General features: G+C 38.7%; 14 protein-coding genes and 2 pseudogenes. 15 read left to right on the top strand and 1 reads right to left on the bottom strand.

All coding sequences use genetic code 11. The annotated features are described in order from the left end of the window. Positions 1–5 precede the first annotated feature (5 nt). The 13 genes from EDF75_RS10055 to EDF75_RS09995 all read left to right on the top strand — a co-directional run bounded on the left by EDF75_RS10055 (position 6) and on the right by EDF75_RS09995 (position 16375). Complete coding sequence (locus EDF75_RS10055) at positions 6–1208, top strand: glycosyltransferase family 4 protein (RefSeq protein WP_133598960.1); 1203 nt, start codon at positions 6–8, stop codon at positions 1206–1208. Between the two features lies 1 nt (position 1209). Next, a complete protein-coding gene (locus EDF75_RS10050; RefSeq protein WP_133598958.1) occupies positions 1210–2262 on the top strand; it encodes a glycosyltransferase family 4 protein in 1053 nt (350 codons plus the stop codon). A 38-nt stretch (positions 2263–2300) separates the two neighbouring features. Beyond that, complete coding sequence (locus EDF75_RS10045; RefSeq protein ID WP_133598956.1) at positions 2301–3155, top strand: glycosyltransferase family 2 protein; 855 nt, start codon at positions 2301–2303, stop codon at positions 3153–3155. A 44-nt stretch (positions 3156–3199) separates the two neighbouring features. Further along, positions 3200–4480 (top strand): flippase, encoded by a 1281-nt coding sequence (locus EDF75_RS10040; RefSeq protein ID WP_243733526.1) that lies wholly within the window; start codon positions 3200–3202, stop codon positions 4478–4480. Positions 4481–4539: 59 nt separating this feature from the next. Further along, positions 4540–5955: a mannose-1-phosphate guanylyltransferase/mannose-6-phosphate isomerase gene (locus tag EDF75_RS10035; protein WP_133598954.1), complete on the top strand. Its 1416-nt coding sequence runs from the start codon at positions 4540–4542 to the stop codon at positions 5953–5955. Positions 5956–5972: 17 nt separating this feature from the next. Then, positions 5973–7349, top strand: a complete 1377-nt coding sequence (cpsG, locus tag EDF75_RS10030; RefSeq protein ID WP_133598952.1) for a phosphomannomutase CpsG — start codon at positions 5973–5975, stop codon at positions 7347–7349. 101 nt (positions 7350–7450) lie between these two features. After that, complete coding sequence (locus EDF75_RS10025) at positions 7451–8605, top strand: glycosyltransferase family 4 protein (RefSeq protein WP_133598950.1); 1155 nt, start codon at positions 7451–7453, stop codon at positions 8603–8605. An 83-nt stretch (positions 8606–8688) separates the two neighbouring features. Continuing rightward, the gene (wcaJ, locus tag EDF75_RS10020) at positions 8689–10086 is read left to right on the top strand and encodes an undecaprenyl-phosphate glucose phosphotransferase (protein ID WP_133598948.1); all 1398 of its coding nucleotides are present in this window, start codon (positions 8689–8691) and stop codon (positions 10084–10086) included. A gap of 10 nt (positions 10087–10096) precedes the next feature. Further along, positions 10097–11269 carry a cellulase family glycosylhydrolase gene (locus EDF75_RS10015; RefSeq protein WP_133598946.1) on the top strand — a complete coding sequence of 391 codons (1173 nt, stop codon included), beginning with the start codon at positions 10097–10099 and terminating at the stop codon, positions 11267–11269. 34 nt (positions 11270–11303) lie between these two features. After that, positions 11304–12353, top strand: a complete 1050-nt coding sequence (locus EDF75_RS10010; RefSeq protein ID WP_133598944.1) for an acyltransferase family protein — start codon at positions 11304–11306, stop codon at positions 12351–12353. Positions 12354–12478: 125 nt separating this feature from the next. After that, positions 12479–13885 (top strand): NADP-dependent phosphogluconate dehydrogenase, encoded by a 1407-nt coding sequence (gndA, locus tag EDF75_RS10005; RefSeq protein ID WP_133598942.1) that lies wholly within the window; start codon positions 12479–12481, stop codon positions 13883–13885. A gap of 234 nt (positions 13886–14119) precedes the next feature. Beyond that, entirely contained in the window at positions 14120–15286 is a 1167-nt protein-coding gene (gene ugd, locus EDF75_RS10000) for a UDP-glucose 6-dehydrogenase (protein ID WP_133598940.1), read from the top strand. Between the two features lie 81 nt (positions 15287–15367). Then, a complete protein-coding gene (locus EDF75_RS09995; RefSeq protein ID WP_133598939.1) occupies positions 15368–16375 on the top strand; it encodes an acyltransferase family protein in 1008 nt (335 codons plus the stop codon). A gap of 363 nt (positions 16376–16738) precedes the next feature. Here EDF75_RS09995 and EDF75_RS27595 read toward each other — a convergent pair. Beyond that, a pseudogene (locus tag EDF75_RS27595) lies at positions 16739–17848 on the bottom strand (IS3 family transposase). 517 nt (positions 17849–18365) lie between these two features. On the opposite strand from EDF75_RS27595, the pseudogene EDF75_RS09985 reads away from it, so the two are divergent. Both EDF75_RS09985 and EDF75_RS09980 read left to right on the top strand, forming a co-directional pair. Beyond that, positions 18366–19472, top strand: a pseudogene (locus EDF75_RS09985) (IS3 family transposase). A 528-nt stretch (positions 19473–20000) separates the two neighbouring features. Next, positions 20001–22637, top strand: coding sequence for a beta strand repeat-containing protein (locus EDF75_RS09980; protein WP_133598937.1), 2637 nt, complete (start codon positions 20001–20003; stop codon positions 22635–22637). The last annotated feature ends 11 nt before the right edge of the window (positions 22638–22648 follow it).

Genomic DNA, 22648 nt, shown 5'->3' with positions numbered 1-22648 from the left:
TTAAAATGAAGATTTTAATATTTAATACACTATATTCACCATACAAAATAGGCGGTGCCGAAAGGTCTGTTCAATTACTTTCGGAAGCACTATGTGCAAACGGGCATGATGTTTGCGTTGCTAGTTTGCATGAAGGCAGTGTAATTAAAGATGATAGCGTTAATGGAGTTAGAGTTGTTAGGTTTCCTATAAAAAACTTGTACTGGCCTTTTAATAATTGTCATTCGGTGTTTAAAAAAATACTTTGGCATTTAATAGACATTTATAATGTATCGTCGAGGAATCAAATTAATAAATACTTCGCCAATGAAAGATTTGATTTGGTACATACAAATAATTTAAGTGGTTTTTCAGTTTCAGTTTGGTCGTGGGCACGTGCAAAAAAGATACCTATAGTTCATACTTGTCGTGATTACTATTTATTAGATCCAAATGCCACTCTTTTCCGAAAGGGGGAAAATGTAACCGCAAGGTCATTATTTAGAATGGGATTTTCTGTTATAAAGAAAATGTTAGCTAAGAAGGTTTCTTCCTTTGTAGCTATAAGTCACTATGTGCAACGGGTTCACGTTAAAAATGGTTATTTTGAAACTTCTAAGAAATATGTAATATACAACAGTATTGTGGCGCAAAATGAACAATTAAAAAAACAAAAGACAACGGATGAAATTGCATTTGGATATTTGGGCCGGGTAGAGCCTGGGAAGGGAATTGAGTTTATATTAAAGCATCTAAATAAAAATAAAAATTTTAAGTATATATTGATTATTGCTGGGAAAGGGGATGAGAAATATATTGAATATTTGAAAAGTGAATATAAAAATGTTAATATGAAATTTTTAGGCGTTGTTGATATTAATTCATTTTTCCCAAACATAGAATACCTTATTGTTCCATCTTTATGGAATGAACCAATGGGACGCGTTGTTCTTGAGGCAAATTCCTTTGGCGTCCCTGTTATAGGGAGTAATCGTGGAGGTATACCTGAAATAATTAATGAAAATGAAACTGGGTATATATTTGATGTTAATGCATATGATGCATTCGATAACATATTAAAAATCGTGTGGAAAACAACTTCGTTTGAGTATGAGGAAATGTCTAGAAAAGCTATCATACATAGTTCAAAATTTACCGAAGACAGTGTGGTAAGATTATATCAGAGCGTGTATGAAGATACTTTAAATATGAATAAAGAGATAATTTAGCATGATCTATGTAAATGGACGATTTCTGACTCAAGACATTACAGGTGTACAACGTTTCTCGGAAGAAATAATTAAAGAGTTGTATAAACTCAGAGATGATGTGATCGTTCTGGTTCCAGATATGAACTCTATTAAAAGAATACCACACGAGTTTGAAATTATTGAGTTAAAAGGAGGGCGAGGACATTATTGGGAACAGGTAACTTTGCCTCGCTTCTTAAAAAAGAATAATAAACCATTTCTTTTGAATCTATGCAGCACAGCACCTGCATTCTATAAAAATCAAATTGTCACACATCATGACATAACTTATGTCCGGTATCCTAATAGTTATTCGTGGAAATTTAGGTTGTTTTATAGAATATTAGCCCCGCTAATGATGAGGAATTGTATTAAATTAGTTACAGTGAGTGATTTTTCAAAAAAAGAAATAATTGAGCACTACAATATTCCGGAGTCAAAAGTACTTGTAATATATAATGGTGTCGGTGAAGAATTTTCGTATGTCGGAGCAATCAACACTAGTAGTGGACATGAGAATTATGCGTTGGCAGTATCATCTCCAAATGAGCATAAAAATTTCTTAGGAATGATAAAGGCATTTTCTGCAACGAAAGGAGATGTAAAATTAAAAATAATTGGTTCGGCTTCAAGAAGTTTTAATAGCATGGATTTTAGTGCGGAAAAAGATCCCAGAATAGAGTTTTTAGGAAGGGTTACTGATTCAGAGTTGATAAACCTATATCAAAATGCGAAATATTTCATTTTCCCATCTTTTTACGAAGGGTTTGGCATTCCACCACTTGAAGCACAGGCATGTGGATGTCCCGTTGTATCATCTGATCGTGCATCCCTGAAAGAAGTACTTAAAGATAGTGCCCTATTTTTTGATCCAACAAAAATATCAGAGATGATAAAGGCACTAGAGGCAATTGATTCAGACAACAATATGAGAAAAGAATTAGTAGAGAAAGGCATTAAAAATATGCGTCGTTTCTCATGGCAAATGTCTGCAGAAAAGCTGAATTCAGAAATTAATGCTTATACCGCCTAACCTTGAGATTAATTAAAACGAAATTGCGTAGAGGATGTATGGGGAAATTAATATTTTCAGTAATTGTTCCAACGTATAACGATGGTGATGAACTATATAATTGCATTGATTCACTTCTCAAACAGTCCCTAGATAAATGCGATTACGAAATTATCATAGCCGATAATAATAAAGAGAGGTATGCTTACAATGTTTCTGACGAGAGGGTCATTTTCGTTCATGAACCTAAAGCAGGATCTTACGCTGCGAGGAATAAGGCTCTTTCTATAGCAAAAGGGCAATACATTGCATTTACCGACTCTGACTGTATTGTTGCTACTGATTGGTTGGAGAAAGGGCTTGAATGTTTGAGAAGTCATCCAGGAAGAGTCGCTGGGAAGATATCTTTATACGATAAAGATATGGTGGGCCCTACATTTAGCGCATGTTACGAAAAAGCTTTTTCGTTTGATCAAGAGTCGCATTCGCGTAAAGGGTTATCTGTTACTGCAAATCTTTTAGTCCCGGCTTCTTTGTTTAAAGAAATTGGTCTCTTCAATGATAGCCTTCTCTCTGGCGGAGATATAGAGTGGAATATAAGAGCGCAGAAAAAGAAAGTTCCAATGTGTTATGGTAAAGATGTAATGATCTATCATCCCATTAGAGCAACTATCTCTCAGATTTTAAAGAAAAGAAAACGTGTGTTAGGGGGTACATATTCCAATGTAAAATTGCGAGAGCTGCTGAAATTATTGCTTCCGCCAACAAAAGCACTGAAATATTTAAATAAAAAAGACAATTTGACATTGCGTGAGAAAATCAAAGCCTATTGTATATGTTATTTTTTAAAATTATATTCATTAATCTGTATTTTATTTCTTAAGTTCGGAATTATGAGTGCATCGAGAAGTTAATTTATATTACGGAATTAGCTTGTTTTTTGGTAAGGATCTAAACATTGAATAAGAGAGTACTGTCGAATTCCGTATGGATGATGGCCGAAAAGCTTATATCTATAATCGGATTGATTTTCGTCACTTCTTATGTTGCGAAATATGTTGGTCCAAATATATTTGGACAAATTGCACTTGCAACATCTATATTCCAAATTACGCAAATAATTTCTCAGTTGGGAAGCGATGTAATTATCTTTAAACGATTAAGTAAAAATGAAAAGTCTGGACTTAATTTACTTAATTCGACAACTTCACTGCGGGCGGGAATTTATTTAATAATATCCATCCCTGTTTTTATTTTTACAGTTTGGCAAGGTGGTGGAAGCGGAGTATATTTTATTTTTGCATGTTTTATTTCATGTTTTTTTTCTTCACTTGATGTCTATAGTATTTACTACAATGCAAAATTAATGTCGAAGAACAATACAATAATAAATGCATTTGGTTTGGTTTTGTCTTTAGTGCTGAGGTGGGCAATTGCTGCATTAAAATTGGATCCAATATATTTATGTCTACCTATTGCCTTAACAGGTATCGTTCCGTTTGTTATTCGTTTTTTTATTTTTAATAAAAACATAAAAACTAAGGATATCATCAAAAACAAGAAGTATAAGAAAAAATACACTAAGTATTTGCTTGTAACCGGAGCCTCCTTTGCACTATCGAGTATTTCTGTTGCAATTTATACTCGATTGTCAATGCTTTTGCTCGGGTTTATGGATGGTAGCAGTGTAGTCGGGATTTATTCTGTAGCTGTTACATTGGCAAGTTCATGGTCATTTGTATGTCAGTCATTTGTCACATCTTCACTTCCCGCTATTTTTGCAGAAAAAGATCAAGCAGCAACAATTAGTAAATCAGCGAAACTAAACTTGATAGTCATTATTATTAGCTTGCCGATGATTGTAGGCGGTTTTTTTGTCGGTCCTTGGTTTATTAAGGTTTTTTATGGTGTGCATTATTTAGATGCATTCCTACCTATGATGATACTAAATTTTGCAACAATGTGTACATCGTTAGGAACTGTGTCAGGGCGCTATATAGCAAAGCTATCTGGTTATGCATTCTTATCCAAGAAAATGCTTCTTGTTACAGTAATAAGCTTATGTTTGAATTATGCTCTTATTTTAAGTCACGGGATTGTAGGTGCAGCAATTGCGACTCTTTGTACTGAAGTTCTTTCACTAACATTACTCAATTACTTCTTTAAAAAAGGAGAGGTATTTAAAGTGCATAAGCAAACTTTAATGCTCAATGGCTTTCTATCTAAAAAAACTAAGTAGGATTAACAATGATTGGTTTATGTAATAATGTTTTCATTTCTGGCGTTAGAGGGTGAGTTATGATTATTCCAGTAATAATGGCTGGCGGTACCGGTAGTCGCCTTTGGCCAATGTCTCGTGAATTATATCCAAAACAATTTTTACGTTTAAATAGTGATAATTCAATGTTACAGGAAACTCTTTTAAGACTTAAGGGCCTAGACTGTGACTCTCCCATTTTGATATGCAACGAACAGCACCGGTTTCTTGCTGCAGAACAATTGCGCCAAATTGAACATTTGTCTTCTAATATTATACTTGAGCCTGTTGGACGTAATACGGCTCCTGCAATTGCTTTAGCGGCTCTAACTGCGGTCGCAAACGATAAAGATCCTCTTTTATTAGTGCTCGCAGCTGATCATGTAATTGCGGACACTTCTGCATTTCACAATGCAGTGAGGGACGCAACTGCTTTTGCCGAACAAGGAAAATTAGTTACTTTCGGAATTGTTGCCACAGCACCTGAAACAGGATATGGATATATTCAACGCGGCAAAGTTCACCCTACAAATCCATCAGGTTATAGTGTCAAACGTTTTGTTGAAAAACCAGATTTAGAAACTGCTATGACATACTTGACCAGCGGCGAGTACTATTGGAACAGTGGAATGTTTCTTTTCAAGGCAAGTCGTTACTTAGAGGAATTAGGAAAATTCAGACCAGATATCCTTGAATCATGTAAAAATTCTATGACAACAATAAAACATGACTCGGTTGAAGATTTTATTAGAATAAATCAAGATGCTTTTTTCAGTTGCCCAGATGAGTCAATTGACTATGCAGTAATGGAAAACACTGCTGACGCGGTTGTTATACCGTTAAATGCAGGATGGAATGATGTTGGTTCTTGGTCAGCCTTGTGGGAAGTCAATAATAAAGATAAAAATGGGAACTCACTCATAGGTGATGCCTATACTCATGATTCCCAGGACTGTTACATTCATACTGAAGATAGTTTAGTAGCAGCAGTAGGTGTCAGTAATTTGGTAATTGTTAATACCAAAGACGCAGTTTTGATAATTGACAAATCAAAAGTCCAGGATGTTAAAAAAGTTGTTGAGTATCTAAAGTCAAATAACAGAAGCGAATTTAGAACCCATCGCGAATCATATCGTCCATGGGGCCATCAAGACAAAATTGTTAACCAGCCGCGTTATCATATTAATAGACTTACAGTTAAACCGGGGGGGAAATTTTCTTTACAGAAACATATTCATCGAGCTGAGCATTGGGTTGTTTTGTCAGGAACGGCTGAAGTCACTGTAGAAGATAAAAAATTCCTTTTGATTGAGAATCAATCAACGTTCATCCCAATCGGTGCAGTTCATATGCTAGAAAATCCAGGTAAGATTCCACTTGAGATATTAGAAATCGAGTCAGGTTCGTATTTAGGTGAGGATGATATTATTCGCTTGAAAGACCATTATAATCATTGATGATAGGGAATGTAATTATGCTAGACATATTAACTTGCTTTAAGGCTTATGATATTCGTGGGAAGTTAGGGACTGAACTCAATGAAGATATAGCATATCGCATTGGTCGGGCATTTGGTGAATATCTTAAACCTAAAAATGTTGTTCTTGGGGGAGATGTTCGCCTTACAAGTGAGTCTCTTAAGCAATCTTTAGCAAAAGGTTTGCAGGATGCGGGCAGCAATGTATTGGACATTGGTCTAAGTGGTACTGAAGAAATTTATTTTGCCACTTCTCATCTAGGTGTCGATGGTGGTATTGAAGTTACAGCAAGTCATAACCCATTAGATTACAATGGCATGAAATTAGTCCGTGAGGGATCAAAACCTATAAGCGGAGATACAGGGTTGCATGATATCCAAAAAATGGCTGAGGATAATAACTTTCCTGCTGTTAATGATTGCAAGCGTGGTAGCTACGAAAAAATATCTATACTCAGTGAATATGTTGATAAGATTATATCCTATATTAATCTGAATAACCTTACTCGTCCTCTTAAGTTAGTCATCAACTCTGGAAATGGCGCCGCTGGCCATGTTATAGATGAAATTGAAAAAAGGTTTAAGAAAGCTAACTCACCAATTGAATTAATAAAAATTCATCATCAACCTGACGGGAATTTTCCTAATGGAATCCCTAATCCGCTGCTACCAGAGTGCCGTCATGATACTTCAGAAGCTGTAATTAGTAATGCAGCTGATTTAGGTATTGCTTTTGATGGGGATTTTGATCGATGCTTTTTATTTGATGAAAATGGGGATTTTATTGAGGGGTATTATATTGTTGGGTTGCTTGCTGAAGCTTTTCTAGAAAAAGATCCTGGGGCTCGCATCATTCATGATCCTCGCCTTAGCTGGAATACTATTGAAATAGTTGAACAGGCTGGCGGGGTTCCTGTTATGTCAAAAACAGGCCATGCCTTTATTAAAGAAAGGATGAGAGTCGAGGATGCTATTTATGGTGGGGAAATGAGTGCCCATCATTACTTTAGAGACTTTTATTATTGTGACAGTGGAATGATCCCGTGGTTGCTGGTAGCCGAATTGCTTTGCATAAAATCTAAGTCGTTAAGTCAGCTAGTTGATGAAAGGATAAGTGCGTATCCTGCTTCCGGTGAGATTAATAGCTCCTTAAAAAATCCTAAAGATGCAATTACCAGGGTATTAGATAAATACAAACCGGAAGCCTTATCTATAGACTATACTGATGGAATAAGTATTGCTTATGCTGATTGGCGATTTAATTTGCGCAGTTCTAATACTGAGCCAGTGGTTCGCTTAAATGTGGAGGCTAGGGGAAATAAGGAATTAATGTCTACCAAAACTGCGGAAATATTATCATTGCTTAGGGAATAATATTATGCAGGTGTACATGTTACACCTGCATAAAGTAAATAAAGTAGTAAGAAAAGTAAATCTTATTTTTCACGTTATTGCTTATGGATAAAAGGTTTTTTATGTCTAAAGAGTTTGATGTTGGAATTGTTGCTGACTGGCTTGTCACATATGCTGGAGCCGAACGTGTTATTAAAGAGTTTGTTGACCTCTATCCCAAAGCTGAATTATATTCTGTCGTTGATTTTTTATCAGATGACTCCAGATTACATTTTCAAAATAAAAAGGCAAAAACAACATTTATCCAAAATCTTCCTTCTGCGAAAAAGAAATATCAAAAATACTTACCTTTTATGCCGTTGGCAATTGAGCAGCTAGATGTTTCCTCTCATGATGTCATCCTCTCAAGTAGCCATGCGGTCGCAAAGGGGGTTTTAACTGGCCCCGACCAATTACATATTAGTTATGTCCATTCTCCTATTCGTTATGCTTGGGACTTGCAACATCAGTATCTCGCAGAAGCCGGTTTAAATCGAGGAGTTAAGGGTTTGATAGCCAAATTGATACTGCATAAAATTCGACTTTGGGATTACCGAACTGCGAATGGAGTAGATCATTTTATAGCTAACTCAAAATTTATCGCGCGCCGCATTAAAAAAGTTTATGGGCGTGAGGCGGATGTTATCTATCCACCTGTAGATGTGGATAGGTTTGCTCTTACACAAAGTAAAGATGATTATTACTTTACTGCCTCTAGATTAGTTCCTTACAAGCGAATTGACCTCATTGTTGAAGCTTTCAGCAAAATGCCAGATAAAAAGCTAGTTGTTATTGGTGACGGGTCAGAAATGAACAAAATAAAATCAAAAGCAAGTAAAAATATTGAAATACTTGGTTACCAACCAAATAATGTAATGGAAGAGCACATGAGGAATGCAAAGGCCTTTGTCTTTGCAGCAGAAGAAGATTTTGGTATTACTCCAGTTGAAGCTCAAGCGTGCGGAACGCCCGTAATTGCTTTTGGTAAAGGTGGTGCTTTAGAAACTATCAGGCCTTACGGTGTTAAAGATGCTACTGGTGTATTCTTTGGTGAACAATCTATTGGATCAGTAGTTGAAGCGGTCAATCAATTTGAAAAAATAAATGAATATATTGATCCGGTTTCCTGCAGAAACAACTCTTTACGCTTTTCGAACGAAAGGTTTAGTAAGGAAATGAGAGAGTATGTCGAGTGTAAATGGTTAGATTTCTCGGAATTTAAAGCTGTTAAATATTAATTAAATTTTAATGAGTTTTAGTAAAAATGTCTAAAATTATTACATTGGGCTGTTAACCAACAGTTAATAAGAGTGATATCCGTATGACTACATTTTCACACCGAGCGCGAGCAAATGCTAATGCATCACTTATATCAATGGTTCAGCGCTTTTCAGATATACTTATAATCTTTGTTGGGCTATATGCCATAAGCTTCTTCAATGGTTATGTTTTTGGTTATAAACATGTATTGATTTCGTTGGCTGTGCTTGTCGTATTCCAAATGATTGGTGGTATAACGGACTTCTATCGTTCATGGCGAGGCGTTAAAATCTCAGCCGAATTGATACTTATCTTAAAGAATTGGACATTAAGTCTATTGCTTACTCTCGGATTTGTATCTTTGTTGCCTGATTTTGACTTGAGTTTCTCCATATTTATACAATGGTATCTGATCGTTGTACTTGGATTCATATGCTGCCGATCCTCAATAAGATTGGGTTCAGGGCTATTACGTAACTTGGGTTATAATACCAGGCGTGTAGCCGTCGTAGGCTGTTTGCCAGCGGGTATTAATCTTTTAAAAGGTTTTATTGAGGAGCCATGGTTGGGGTTCATAGTTAAAGGAATATACGATGACCGAGTCGTCAGTGATTATGATGGTATTCCTTATGCTGGTACTTTAACACAATTAATTCAGGATGCTCGTGAGGGTAAATTAGATCGTATCTATATCGCACTTGGAATGAGAGATGAGACAAAAATTAAAGAAATAGTTAGCCAACTTACTGATACAACGTGCTCTGTATTACTTATCCCAGACCTTTTCACATTTAATATTCTTCAGTCGAGAACGGAGGAAATTAACGGTGTTCCTGTAGTTCCATTATTCGACTCGCCGCTGAATGGCATTAATATGGTTTTTAAAAGACTTGAGGATATAATTGTTTCTGCCATTATTATCATACTTATCTCACCGATCTTATTAGTGATCGCCTGTGCTGTTAAATTTACCTCTCCTGGGCCTGTCATTTTTCGTCAAATTCGTTACGGAATGGATGGAAAACCTATTAAAGTATGGAAATTTCGTTCAATGTCAGTAATGGAAAATGATGATAGAGTGGTTCAAGCAACCAAAAATGATTTACGTATCACTAAGGTAGGAAAGTTTTTACGTAGTACCTCTCTCGATGAGTTACCTCAATTTTTCAATGTACTTTTCGGTCAAATGTCTGTTGTAGGCCCTCGACCTCATGCAGTTGCACATAATGAGCAATATCGGTCACTTATTCGGGGATATATGTTGCGCCACAAAGTAAAACCAGGCATTACTGGCCTGGCACAAATTAATGGTTGGCGTGGTGAAACCGATACACTTGAGAAGATGGAAAAAAGAATAGAATTTGATTTATTATATATCCGAGGATGGAGTATTTGGCTTGACTTTAAAATTATATTTTTAACCGTATTCAAAGGTTTTATAAACAAATCAGCATACTGATGAGGCTTGTATGAACAAACTTTATTTAAGAACGCTGCTTATATCGTCTTTGCTAGTATGTAAAACTTCTCTTGCATTCGTTTTAGGTATTGGAATCCATACAGAGAATACTCGTTTATCTCCGCAAGAATATTTAGCCTATGCAAAACAGTATGGGTTTAATTCAGTCAGAACCGATTTTTATTGGTCTAAAGTTGAGCATCAACCAGGTACATTCAATGAAGGTGAATATATAAAGGCACAAGATTACATATTTAATAATTCCATTTCAGTACTAGGTAATAGTGCTATGATTGTACTCGATTATGGTAATAGCCTTTACACGCCAAAAAGATACCCTGAAAGTCAAAAGGAGATATCTGCATATGTCGCTTATGCTACACGTACTGCTCAGCGATATAAGGGAAAGGTTTTATATTATGAAGTATGGAATGAATGGCTACAAGGAACTGGTGTATCAAAGAAAAATAAACCTAACCCAGACCCAAAGATTTATACGGAATTGGTAAAGCAAACCTATAAGGCTATTAAAGCTGTGGACCCCAATGCTATCGTGACTATTGGGTCTATAAATCCCAATTCACCTTCATATTTAAAATGGCTGAATGGGTTAATAAATGAAGGTATTCTTGATTATTGTGATGCAATCTCTATCCACACATATTTTGCTCATGATGCATCTATGTTGTCGAAAACGCCTGAAGGCGCAATAGCTAACATAGATAGGCTTGAGGCACTATTAAGGAAAAAAAGCGGAAGATCTATAGATCTGTATATAACAGAGATGGGATATTCACAAACCGAAAGTGATATTTATTCAACCGAAAATGCAATTTTCCAAAATGTTGCGAAGTTTACTTTTCTCGCCAAGAGTCGGAATTATATTAAAGGGATTTGGTGGTATGATTTAATTAATGATGGAGATAACAAGAAAAATAAAGAAGATAATTTTGGTTTTTTACATTTTGACAAAAAACCCAAAAATATAGCTCATTTTATAAGTTCCATTGCACCATATATTACTGATGATAATGTTGTTTTTTCAAGTGAATCTTTAAAGAATAAAATTGTTATTACAGCATACAATAAAGCCAATGGCTCAATAAAGGTATTTGAGTGGATTCCATACGCTTCTGTATCTCAAGATGATGTGAATTCATACATTAAAAAATTATCTCAATAATACATTTTAAAATGTGACTTTAAAAGGGCAGGGTATGGGTGCAAGTCTAAGTAATCGTGATTTAAGAATAGATATACTACGTGTTGTTGGGTTGTTATTAATAATATTGGCACATGTATCACCACCTTTTTTACTTTTCCAATTTAGAACCTTTGATGTTCCTCTAATGGTTTTTGTCTCAGGGTTGTCCTATCTTGCCGCAGGGAAAAATAATGTAGGTTTTATTTCTTATGTTTTGTCTAGAGTGAAGCGACTTTTATTTCCTTTGTGGTGTTTCCTTACGTTGTTTTTCTTGCTAGTTTACCTCTTTGGTGCTCAAAATATATTAAATATTAACTTTTCCAAAGTTTTTTATTCCTATGCAATGCTAGGTGGCATTGGTTATGTTTGGGTTATTAGAATTTTTCTCATGATAGCCATCTTATCACCATTATATGTTGGTCTTTCGAAGCGTTTAAACGACGGCCAAGTTACTTTTTGTAGCTATGCTGTAATCCTTATTAGTAGTGTATTGGTTATGTGGGTGAAAGAATATACTCACGGCGTAGTTTTATTTACTTTTACCGAAGTTATTATACCTGCTGTTTCATATGGGGTTCTCTTCATCATTGGCTGTCGCTTTAACAGTTTTTCTATTAAGTATAAAGTAATTTTCTTTATGTTAGGGATGTTATCAATTATTTTGATTGAAGTATTCAGTATATATAGTTCTGGGAAATGGCTTTTCCCGCAAGATTATAAATACCCACCAAGTTATTTGTATGTATTTTATTCATTTGCATTAATTCCAGTTTTTTATTTGTTGTCAAATTGTTTGGCGCCAAAGTTCAAAATAAATGTCAGAGCCAGAGCAATACTGGTATTTATTTCATCCAATACAATTTGGATTTATTTTCTCCATATCCCAGTTGTAGAGTTTTTCAGAGTTAATCATATTTTAGATGAGTACTACATAAAATGGGTCCTGGCTTTTATAATCCCATGCTTACTATATACTCTTCAATATAAACTTATTACCTTATTAGCAATTAAGATAAAAAATAAGTCAACAGCACAGTTTTTGAAAAGAACGTTTACTGGTTGATTTTTAGTCATCTATGTAATAAGTGCTTTATGCATTCAGAGAACTATATATTTTCTATTCTTTGAGTTAAAATTAATTAAGACTGCGCATAGTGCCGTAGTCAGCACACCAGACAGGAGTATGTAATGTCCAAGCAACAGATCGGGGTTGTCGGTATGGCAGTGATGGGGCGTAACCTTGCTCTCAACATCGAAAGCCGTGGTTATACCGTCTCTGTTTTCAACCGCTCCCGTGAGAAGACTGAAGAAGTGATTGCCGAGAATCCTGGCAAAAAACTGGTCCCACATTATACCGTCAAAGAGTTTGTTGAGTCCCTCGAAACTCCGCGTCGTATTCTGTTAATGGTGAAAGCGGGTGCTGGTACCGATAGTGCGATCGATTCTCTTAAGCCGTATCTCGATAAAGGTGATATCATCATTGATGGTGGTAATACCTTCTTCCAGGATACCATCCGTCGCAATCGTGAACTGTCTGCTGATGGTTTTAACTTCATCGGTACCGGTGTTTCTGGTGGAGAGGAGGGTGCACTTAAGGGCCCATCTATTATGCCTGGTGGCCAGAAAGAAGCCTATGAACTGGTAGCACCAATCCTTGAGCAGATCGCTGCGCGAGCAGAAGACGGGGAACCTTGTGTTGCATATATTGGTGCTGATGGTGCAGGTCACTATGTGAAAATGGTTCATAACGGCATTGAATACGGTGATATGCAGCTCATTGCAGAAGCGTACGCTTTGCTGAAAGGTGGCCTTGCACTTTCTAACGAAGAGCTGGCTACAACCTTCACTGAGTGGAATCAAGGTGAGTTAAGCAGCTACCTGATAGATATCACTAAAGACATCTTCACTAAAAAAGATGAAGAAGGTAACTACCTGGTTGACGTGATTCTTGATGAAGCTGCCAACAAAGGTACAGGTAAATGGACTAGCCAGAGTTCTCTCGATCTGGGTGAACCTCTGTCCCTGATCACCGAATCTGTATTCGCTCGCTATATCTCCTCTCTGAAAGATCAGCGTGTTGCTGCCTCTAAAGTGTTGTCTGGTCCGCAGGCGCAACCGGCTACCGATAAAACAGACTTTATCGAGAAAGTGCGTCGTGCTCTTTATCTGGGTAAAATTGTTTCCTACGCGCAGGGCTTCTCTCAACTGCGAGCTGCATCTAATGAATATCGCTGGGACTTGAACTACGGCGAAATTGCCAAAATCTTCCGTGCAGGTTGTATCATCCGTGCTCAGTTCTTGCAGAAAATAACAGATGCTTACGAACAGAATGCCGACATAGCTAACCTAATGCTGGCACCATATTTCAAGTCGATAGCTGATGAATATCAACAAGCACTACGTGATGTAGTCGCTTATGCTGTGCAGAATGGTATTCCGGTTCCCACGTTCTCTGCCGCTATTGCGTATTATGATAGTTATCGCTCTGCTGTTTTGCCCGCGAATTTAATCCAGGCGCAGCGTGATTATTTTGGTGCTCATACATATAAACGCACTGATAAAGATGGTATTTTCCACACCGAGTGGATTAGTTAACTTATATATCTCGGCGTGTCAATAGTAGAATTCGGTTTTTTATAACCGGATTCTACTATAACAACTCGCTATTATGGTTTACTTCAGAATAGTCTTTTTAGATTTAAGCAATACTTAATGTGACAACATGGTAGATATATCGCCAATTGTTTTGTCTAGAGTAACAAGCTTGTAAATCTTAATTTAAAAAGGATTATTCATCTTCATCCCATTAGCTAAGTTAAGTGGATACGAATGAAAATTACAATTTCTGGTACAGGTTATGTTGGCTTGTCAAATGGTATTTTGATCGCGCAACACCATGAAGTAGTCGCGTTAGATATTGTACAATCTAAAGTCGATTTACTTAATCAGAGAATCTCTCCGATTGTTGATAAAGAAATTCAGGAATATTTAACAAGTAAAAAATTGAATTTTCGAGCTACTACTGACAAATATGATGCATATCATAATGCTGATTATGTCATTATTGCTACACCAACTGACTATGATCCTAAAACAAATTATTTTAACACAACTACTGTTGAAAATGTTATTCGCGATGTTACCGAAATTAACCCTTCTGCAGTAATGATTGTTAAATCTACGGTCCCTGTAGGTTTTATCCGTGATATAAAAGAACGTCTCGAGATTGAGAACGTCATTTTTTCCCCAGAATTCCTACGTGAAGGCCGCGCATTGTATGACAACCTACATCCATCTCGTATTGTTATAGGTGAACGCTCCGAACGAGCTCAGCGTTTTGCTAATCTGCTGAAGGAAGGAGCGATAAAACAAGATATCCCGACACTCTTTACTGATTCTACTGAAGCAGAAGCAATTAAACTATTTGCAAATACCTACTTGGCATTGCGCGTTGCCTATTTCAACGAACTGGACAGCTATGCTGAAAGTCAGGACCTCAACAGTAAGCAAATTATTGAAGGAGTATGCTTGGATCCACGTATTGGTAATCACTACAACAATCCATCATTTGGTTACGGTGGATACTGCTTGCCAAAGGATACGAAGCAACTACTAGCAAATTACGAGTCGGTACCAAACAATATTATTGGTGCGATCGTTGATGCTAACCGTACTCGTAAAGACTTCATCGCGGATTCTATTATTGCACGTAAGCCGAAAGTAGTTGGTGTTTATCGTTTGATAATGAAGAGTGGTTCCGATAACTTTCGAGCGTCATCAATCCAGGGTATTATGAAACGCATAAAGGCTAAAGGTATTCCTGTTATTATCTATGAACCGGTTATGCAAGAGGATGAATTTTTTAATTCCCGCGTTGTTCGTGATTTTGAACTGTTTAAAAAAGATGCTGATATCATTATTTCTAATCGAATGGCCGAAGAATTGGCAGATGTAGCGGATAAAGTTTATACTCGCGATTTATTTGGTAATGACTGATGTTACATTTAAAAGGCCGTTCCTTCGGCCTTTTTTTAAATGGCTTGCTCATGGGGTTGAAATTAAAATAAAGGTGTTTTTGTGGTATTATATAATTCCTCTAGAATCTCAAGTATTGACTCTTTAAGGTTTACAGCTGCTTTACTAGTTTGCATTGCACATTCAATTGAAAGATTTCATATAAACACTGATTTTCCTATGTTTGTTTTAGGAAAGATTGGGGTCGTTATATTTTTCTGTATCAGTGGCTATCTCATTCCCTACTCACTTAAAAAAGAAAGTGGGGGATTAAAAGTATTTTGGAATTCACGATTTTTTAGACTTTATCCTATGTATTGGGTGTCAATTATCTTTGCTGTATTATGTTTTGATAAGTATAATGTTGCACAGATACTAGCAAACATCACAATGTTTCAAGTTTTTTTCAAGCAAGTAGATTTAATAGGAGTTTATTGGACATTAGTTATTGAGATGTTTTTTTATATTGCATGTTCTATAATATTTTATTTTAATAGGCTAAGTTCATCGAAGTGGATTTTTTTTAGTCTAATATCTCTATCTCTTTTATCATGCTTTTTTGCATATGTTAGATATACGAAAGGAATTAACCTTCCAATTGCAGTGCCATTGCTTTTGTCAATAATGTTTTTTGGATATATGTTAAAGCTAAAGGAAAAGGGTATAGCATCAACAAATAGTTTGTTGTTTGCAATAGCTATTCTAATGTTATCTGTTTTATTTTCTTCATATACAGGTTACACAGTTAAAACACATCTGACCGGGGAGTCTATTCACTATGTACTTAGCTACTCTGCGGGTGTTTTAATATTCTTTTTGTTTTATAAGTTAAATATTGGTGGGCGACTATTTTCTTTCTTAGGTGAGGTAAGTTATTCGACATATTTAATTCATCCAATTGTTTTGTTTTACATTGAAAAATATGTGGGTGTTTTTCCAGTTTGGATGTTGGTTGTATGTTTTTTTGCCATAACTTATGTAGTATCTATTGTGTTTTTTTATTTGGTAGAGAAACCGTTTATTAAATTAGGGAAGAAAGTGAACATGCTTTATAGAACCGCTCAGATTTAGGTGGATAATAGTTGAAATATCAGCGTATAGGGCATTCTATGCCCTAACTCATTCATTCGATTTTTAATTAGATGTACGGACTGTAAGTTTTTATAAGGAAAAAGAGTTAATGATTTTTTGATATTTTTACTTTAGTGAGAGTTCTGTTTTAAGTTTTATTTTAATATGGGGTTGAACAGTATTTATATTTTTAAGTAAAGGTGTGAGTTCAAAATTAAATTCCCCGTCGTTAGTTATTAGCCTTTTAATATTATATTTTTCGCAGCGATGATTGGATGTTCCTTGGGCATCTTTCCGTTGTTGTTACTAGTAAATGTATAAAATCCATCATTGCAGCTTTCACCCAATGGTTGGTTAATTGGATCATCTGTCGATTTTTGGGAACGGTAGTGACCCTGGCCCCAAATATGCCCCAGCCATAATCAGGAATAACTGGCACCATGTTGGTTGCGTGTTCTGGCAACCGGAAGACTTTTCAGCAAATTTGGATGGGGTTATCCAGTCCAGCGCAGAATAGGGACATCTCTGATTATAGTGTAGGCGCCAGGCTTCGATTTTGTACCGTGCATCCTCCAGGGACATGAACCAGTTTTCGTTCAGGTATTCCTGCCACGACCTTCCGTTGAACGACTTGGCTGTGGCATTGTACGTTGCTTTTCCCGGTCGTGAGAAGTCTATATGGATCCCTCGCTTATACACCCACTTGTCCAGCATTTTTCCTGCAAATGTATAGCCGTTATCAGCTTTCAGCAACTATGATAAGGGGCGTCTGAGCGCAATGCTGTTAAGCATCTCCACAACTTCCGTTGAGCGCAGATCCCCAGGCATTCGCGTGTAAACAAATCGATTACCGTCAGCAGGCGCAATAGCCTTCTGTTAAACAGTGCATCGGAGACAAAGTCCATACCCCAGACATAACCCCCTGAGGCGGTGGCTGTCGCCGCTGTACTGATTTATTCTTGAGACGCAGGGACAGACCCAGCTTGATGTAGAGCTGATAAATGAGTTTGTGATTATCCCGCCATCGCCCCGCCTTAGCATGACGTGAACTCTGCGATAGCCATAGTGAGCCCGGGTTTCGGCGATCACGCTGATACGAAAGCGTAGCGCACTGCCATCTGACGCCACAGAAAGGTTGCGGAAAGAACTGGAGCTGTGGTGTAAACAGACCTGCCTCTCGCTGCCCCGTAACGTACCAGTGGGTACCGGACCCGTTCGCGCAGACTCGACAGCATCAGTTCTATTTTGGCAGAACATCCTGCAGCATTGCTTTGTCGAGGCTGAGATTCTCTTCCTCTTGCTGCCGCATGTACTTCAGCTCAGAAGGGGAAATCCCGTCGTATTTATTGCGCCATGTATAGAAAGTGGCATCGGGACATACCCAGCTTATGACAGACGTCCGGTACGGACGCCCCAGTTCAGCCTGCTTCAGGGCAAAACAATCTGCTCTTCGGTGAATCGTGACTTTTTCATGGGCACCACTTCCGATTCAGCACAGTATGAATCATGCAGGAATTCTGTTTCTGAATGGAGCAGGATTTCAGGTCAGGGTAACTTTTTTCAGACTTCAGATAAATTCTTCCGGAGTCAGCTTACTTAACGAAGAATTGTGTCTTTACTGGTTATATTCCTGTCGCCAGTGTTCAACCTTTTCCCGCGTATCATCCAGCGACAGGAACCATGTCTGTCTTCAGGCGGAGTGGTACTCGTTGCTTTAGGTGCTCCATAACTGCAACCAAATCCTCTCTGCGCAATCCCCGTTCAATATGAATATCCAAACATTCCCGATTAAAATTATCCACTACATTCAGCCCCCGGATCCGACGTCCGTTGAACAGATTTTAAGTAACAAAATCTGTGCGTTAGCACTGATCTACCGCGCTGACTTTCGAACGGCCGCGCCGGTGTTTGTGTAAGCATCCCGCTTTAACGAACCATTCTCTTTTAAAGATCCTCCGGAATACTGATTATGTCCTCTGAGGAGATCATTATGCGCAAAGCCCGATTCACTGAGCACCAGATCATCACTGTTCTGAAGTCTGTCGAAGGCGGACTAACGGCAGGGATATCTGCCGCGAAGCGAAGATATCGGAGGCCTCTCACTATAACTGGAAAGCAAAGTACAGCGGGATGGACGCCTCCGATATTAAAAAAATGAAGGTTCTTGAGGACGAAAATCGTCGACTCAAACAGATGCTTGCCGATCTCAGTCTGGAAAATCGTGCATTAAAAGACGTCAGAAAAAAAAGCTTTAAAACCAGCGATAAAGCATGAGCTCGTCAGCTATCTGAGAGTGACATTTTCGATGAGCGTACATCAGGCGTGAAGATGTTATCGCTGAGTAGAACGGTCTATTTTTACCAGCCCGATACCCGACGCGATGAATCTGTGATCCAGGCGCTGGCTGAGCTGGCGGAGCGCTATCCACGATACGGTTTTAATAAGTTGTTACAGTTGCTGCAAAGGCAGGGCAATCCCCGGAACCATAACGCGTTCACCGAATTTATTGCCTGCTGAAACTGAATTTTCGTCGTAAAGGAAAGCTGCGCCTGCCAGTGCGTAACCCCTGCGCCACTGGTGACGTCGGAAGCGTTACACCAGAGCTGGTCCATCGATTTTATGCACGATGCGCTGGTCTGTGGCAGATGCTTCCGGGCCTTCAATGTGGTAGATGATTTTAACTGTGAAGCACTGGCGATAGAAATCAACCTGAATATCCCGGCTCAGCGTGTCGTCCGGGTACTGGACAGGATCGTGCCAAACCACGGATATCCGCTGAAGACGCGGATGGATAACGGACCAGAACTGCTCTCACTGGCGCTGGCACAGTGCGCAGAAGAACATGGCGTGTTGCTGGAGTTTTTTAATCCGGGCAAGCCGACACAGAATGCTTTTATCGAGCGTTTTAACCGAACGTACCGGACAGAAATCTTGGATTTTATCTGTTCAGGACACTGAATGAAGCCGGGAGATTACGGAGCGTTGGCTGGGGGAATATAGCAGTGAGTGGCCTCATGAATCTCTGAATAACCTGACGCCGGAAGAGTGCCGACTGATAGCGGAGAAACCGGAAGTCTCAAAAAGTGCAGGGAACTAAAATGGTTGTGTTTACATGAGAAGTCTAACTGCCTTCAGACTACCTTCTGTAGAAATATTTTCTGGTTAGCTACAATTTTTTCTTCCGCTGATTTTATCCTCAGTTACCATAATTCCTGTAGTTTTCTCATGTGCAATAGGCGAATTATTTTAAAATTGTGAAGTGTGACCGCATAGCGCAATTTGCTCTTAGGCATAACAGCTATTCTTTTGCAGTATTGTTCAGTAAAGTTAGACCTGTTAGTTTAGTATAGCTTCTCAGGGAAAAGAATACACTCTCTTTTTTTAATTCTATTTAAAATCATTGATTTTTTATGTCACTAAAGATTATTAACGGTCATTTTGTTGTTTTTTGACTCTAGGTATTTTTGATTGCGCAGTAAATTGGTATAGCAAAAGTTGACAGATTCTCATTTTTGGACTTTTCTTATTGTGCGTGAAGTGAACACCTGCAATCAACCTAATCCACTACTATTTATAGTAGGTGATGGGGTAATGTTGATAACATAATAAATTTGAGGTTAATACAATGACTGCCCAAGTTTTGCTTACACAACAGCAAGTTGCTGCGATTCAGTATGCTGTCTTAGGTAATGATAGTTTTACTACAGATACTGCATTTGATGCTACAGCCCAGCAGTTTCGAGCGGGAACTATCACTCAGGAACAATATGTAGGGAGTTTGTTAACGTCATCTGCGGGGCAAGCCTTATATTCTGGAAAATCTGATTTAGATATATTAAAGTCCGTATATACAGCTGCTTACGGTGCTGCGCCTGCTGACAATGAGCTGCAAGCAGTATTAAATTCTACTGATCTAAACTCAGCGATTTATAATACAATTTCGGATTTGTTATATTATAACGGATTTGATAGTAATACGCTAAGTGCACAGCAGACGTTTGATAATGCTTTGAATAAACTGATGTATCAAGATTTTGGTTCGAATAGCTGGAATACATGGAGTGTTGCTCTTGATTCAAAAGAAAAATTAGCTGCTTCTTACTTGGCTTTTGGCGACCGTTCCTCTGACATGAGTGGACTTGCCTGGTGGACCAAGTCTTTAGCCGTTAATGGCACGGCATTTGATACCGTCCTTGGGAAAATGATTGGTTCTGCTGAGTTTCAGCGTAAAGGTGCCAATTTAAACGGTGATGATTTCATTAAACATGTTTACAGCGCCGTTTTTGGCTCAGATCCCGGTGATAACGTGATGGTGCCATATCGTTCATTTGGCTCTGATAAGGTCGCTATAACGAATGCTATTATCAATGATCTCCGCAATTCTACAGCAACTGACAATACCACCGTTACCAACCAACATGCATTCGAATACGAAATCGGTACCAGTTTGCTCTATAAAACTGGCGCAGTCCTCACGACCACGGCTGGCGGCGGTAATGCAACTGGTACAGTCAATACCAACGCCAGTCATCAAATAAGCAACGCCGAAACTGCTGTTTTGACAAATGTTCTTCTTAATGCCAACGCAGCAACAACCGTCAATTTAAAATTTGCCGATCATCTTGCAGATTTGTCGATTGGGGGGGGGAGCGCTGCAACTGTCAATCTTTCCGATAATGGTGTTAACCCGGGCGTTAACATAACTGTCAATAACGGAAGCATAATTTTAAACGCTAGCTCCGGTGCTGATAAGGTGCTTTTGACAACTGACGCTGTTGTTGCCTCCGCGACCGGCCAGTTTAATCTGGGGGCCGGTAATGATTCGCTGAAATGGTTAGGTAACGGTGTGTCTAATGGGGCTAACACAGTTTCTACTAACATTACGGCTAATGGCGGTCTTGGTGTAGATACCATTTCCGCAAACCTACTCACTAAAAATATTGCTGTTTCAGCCCCTGGACTGACCCGTACCGTTACTATAAGCACCAACTCCTCACAGTTTACTAATTTTGAGAAAGTTGACCTTGCGGGTTATATTGGCAAAGCGACTCTCAGCGGTTCTACAAGCGGTGCAACGGCCCCGGCGAATCATACTTTTGACTTTGGCATACTGACTGGCAATGCGTCCAATGAGTCGGGACTCACTGGCACGTTAGGCACTACGGTCAACCAGGCTGCAACATCAACCATCGGCTCCCAGGGCTTTGTGCTATCCGGGCTTGCCGATCAGGTACGCGTGATTAATGCGGCCGGTGGCAACTCAGCACAGCTGGAAGTCACCGGTAATGCAACTGCAGCTAGCAATGTTGGCATCACTTTCCTGGCAAACGCAACTGACCATTTTAACGTCAATTTCACTGCAACCAGTAATAGCGATGTCAATGCCGGGGCACTGTCGCTAACCAGTAGCAGCACTGTGCTTGGCGGTAATGTGGCGTTGAGTACATTAAATCTTGATTCCGGTGGTACCGGTAACTTTGACAACATACTGTCCCTGACAGGGACCAATGCTCAGGTACAAAATATCAATGTTACAGGCGACCATGCTCTGAATCTTACGGTAGGTTCCGGGTATAACAACGTTCGGAATATTGACGCTTCTACTAATACTGGTGGTCTGGATCTCAATGCTAACGTGGGTGGGACCGGCGACGGGATCATTACACAACTTCTGAAAATCCTTCCGTTAAGTGGTGTAACAGTTCCTGTGGTCAATACTTTGTTAGGCCTGTTAGGCCTGAATAGTGGCTACCACATGAACGTAGAAGGCACATCTGCTAACGATAGTTTTAACGTGCTGGGTAATACCTTGGTGACGGGGGGGAGCGGCGAGAACTTGTATCAGCTGAAATCCAGTACCGTTAGCTCGGGTGTCACTATTTCCGATTTTAACAGTACTAAAGATACCATCTTTGATACCGTTTCCAATCTGACCATTAGCGATAATACCGCTGGAACGGCGATTACCGATTACGGTACTCGCAGTACCGACGTAGTTGATGCGCTGCTGGGAACGTTGGTCGGAGGGATCACTGGTGGGGTTGTTGCACTTCTGGGGCAAATCCTTGGCGTTGGCGGCAACGGTTCGCTGACGAACAAAGTCGGGCTTGCTTCCGTGGTTTGGTCAGGCCAATCCGATACGGCCAGTTCCTATTTGATTATTGACAATAACAATAACCATAACCTGGACGCTTCAGATACTATCGTTTATCTGTCTGGCCAGAATCATCAGCAGCTGGTTGATAGTCTGCATTACGCATAATAATGACGCTT

Source organism: Klebsiella sp. BIGb0149 (assembly GCF_004362605.1).
In the GTDB taxonomy this organism is placed as follows: domain Bacteria; phylum Pseudomonadota; class Gammaproteobacteria; order Enterobacterales; family Enterobacteriaceae; genus Klebsiella; species Klebsiella terrigena.
The sequence above is the reverse complement of the archived record's forward strand: the minus strand, read 5'-3'. Positions and strand labels throughout refer to the sequence as shown.

Bases quoted from the DNA above. Each gene is read 5' to 3' on its own strand.
- gndA (WP_133598942.1), top strand. From the start codon at position 12,479: ATGTCCAAGCAACAGATCGGGGTTGTCGGTATGGCAGTGATGGGGCGT.
- EDF75_RS10025 (WP_133598950.1), top strand. From the start codon at position 7,451: ATGTCTAAAGAGTTTGATGTTGGAATTGTTGCTGACTGGCTTGTCACA.
- EDF75_RS10035 (WP_133598954.1), top strand. From the start codon at position 4,540: ATGATTATTCCAGTAATAATGGCTGGCGGTACCGGTAGTCGCCTTTGG.
- EDF75_RS10010 (WP_133598944.1), top strand. From the start codon at position 11,304: ATGGGTGCAAGTCTAAGTAATCGTGATTTAAGAATAGATATACTACGT.
- EDF75_RS10055 (WP_133598960.1), top strand. From the start codon at position 6: ATGAAGATTTTAATATTTAATACACTATATTCACCATACAAAATAGGC.
- cpsG (WP_133598952.1), top strand. From the start codon at position 5,973: ATGCTAGACATATTAACTTGCTTTAAGGCTTATGATATTCGTGGGAAG.
- wcaJ (WP_133598948.1), top strand. From the start codon at position 8,689: ATGACTACATTTTCACACCGAGCGCGAGCAAATGCTAATGCATCACTT.
- ugd (WP_133598940.1), top strand. From the start codon at position 14,120: ATGAAAATTACAATTTCTGGTACAGGTTATGTTGGCTTGTCAAATGGT.
- EDF75_RS10015 (WP_133598946.1), top strand. From the start codon at position 10,097: ATGAACAAACTTTATTTAAGAACGCTGCTTATATCGTCTTTGCTAGTA.
- EDF75_RS09980 (WP_133598937.1), top strand. From the start codon at position 20,001: ATGACTGCCCAAGTTTTGCTTACACAACAGCAAGTTGCTGCGATTCAG.
- EDF75_RS10045 (WP_133598956.1), top strand. From the start codon at position 2,301: ATGGGGAAATTAATATTTTCAGTAATTGTTCCAACGTATAACGATGGT.
- EDF75_RS10050 (WP_133598958.1), top strand. From the start codon at position 1,210: ATGATCTATGTAAATGGACGATTTCTGACTCAAGACATTACAGGTGTA.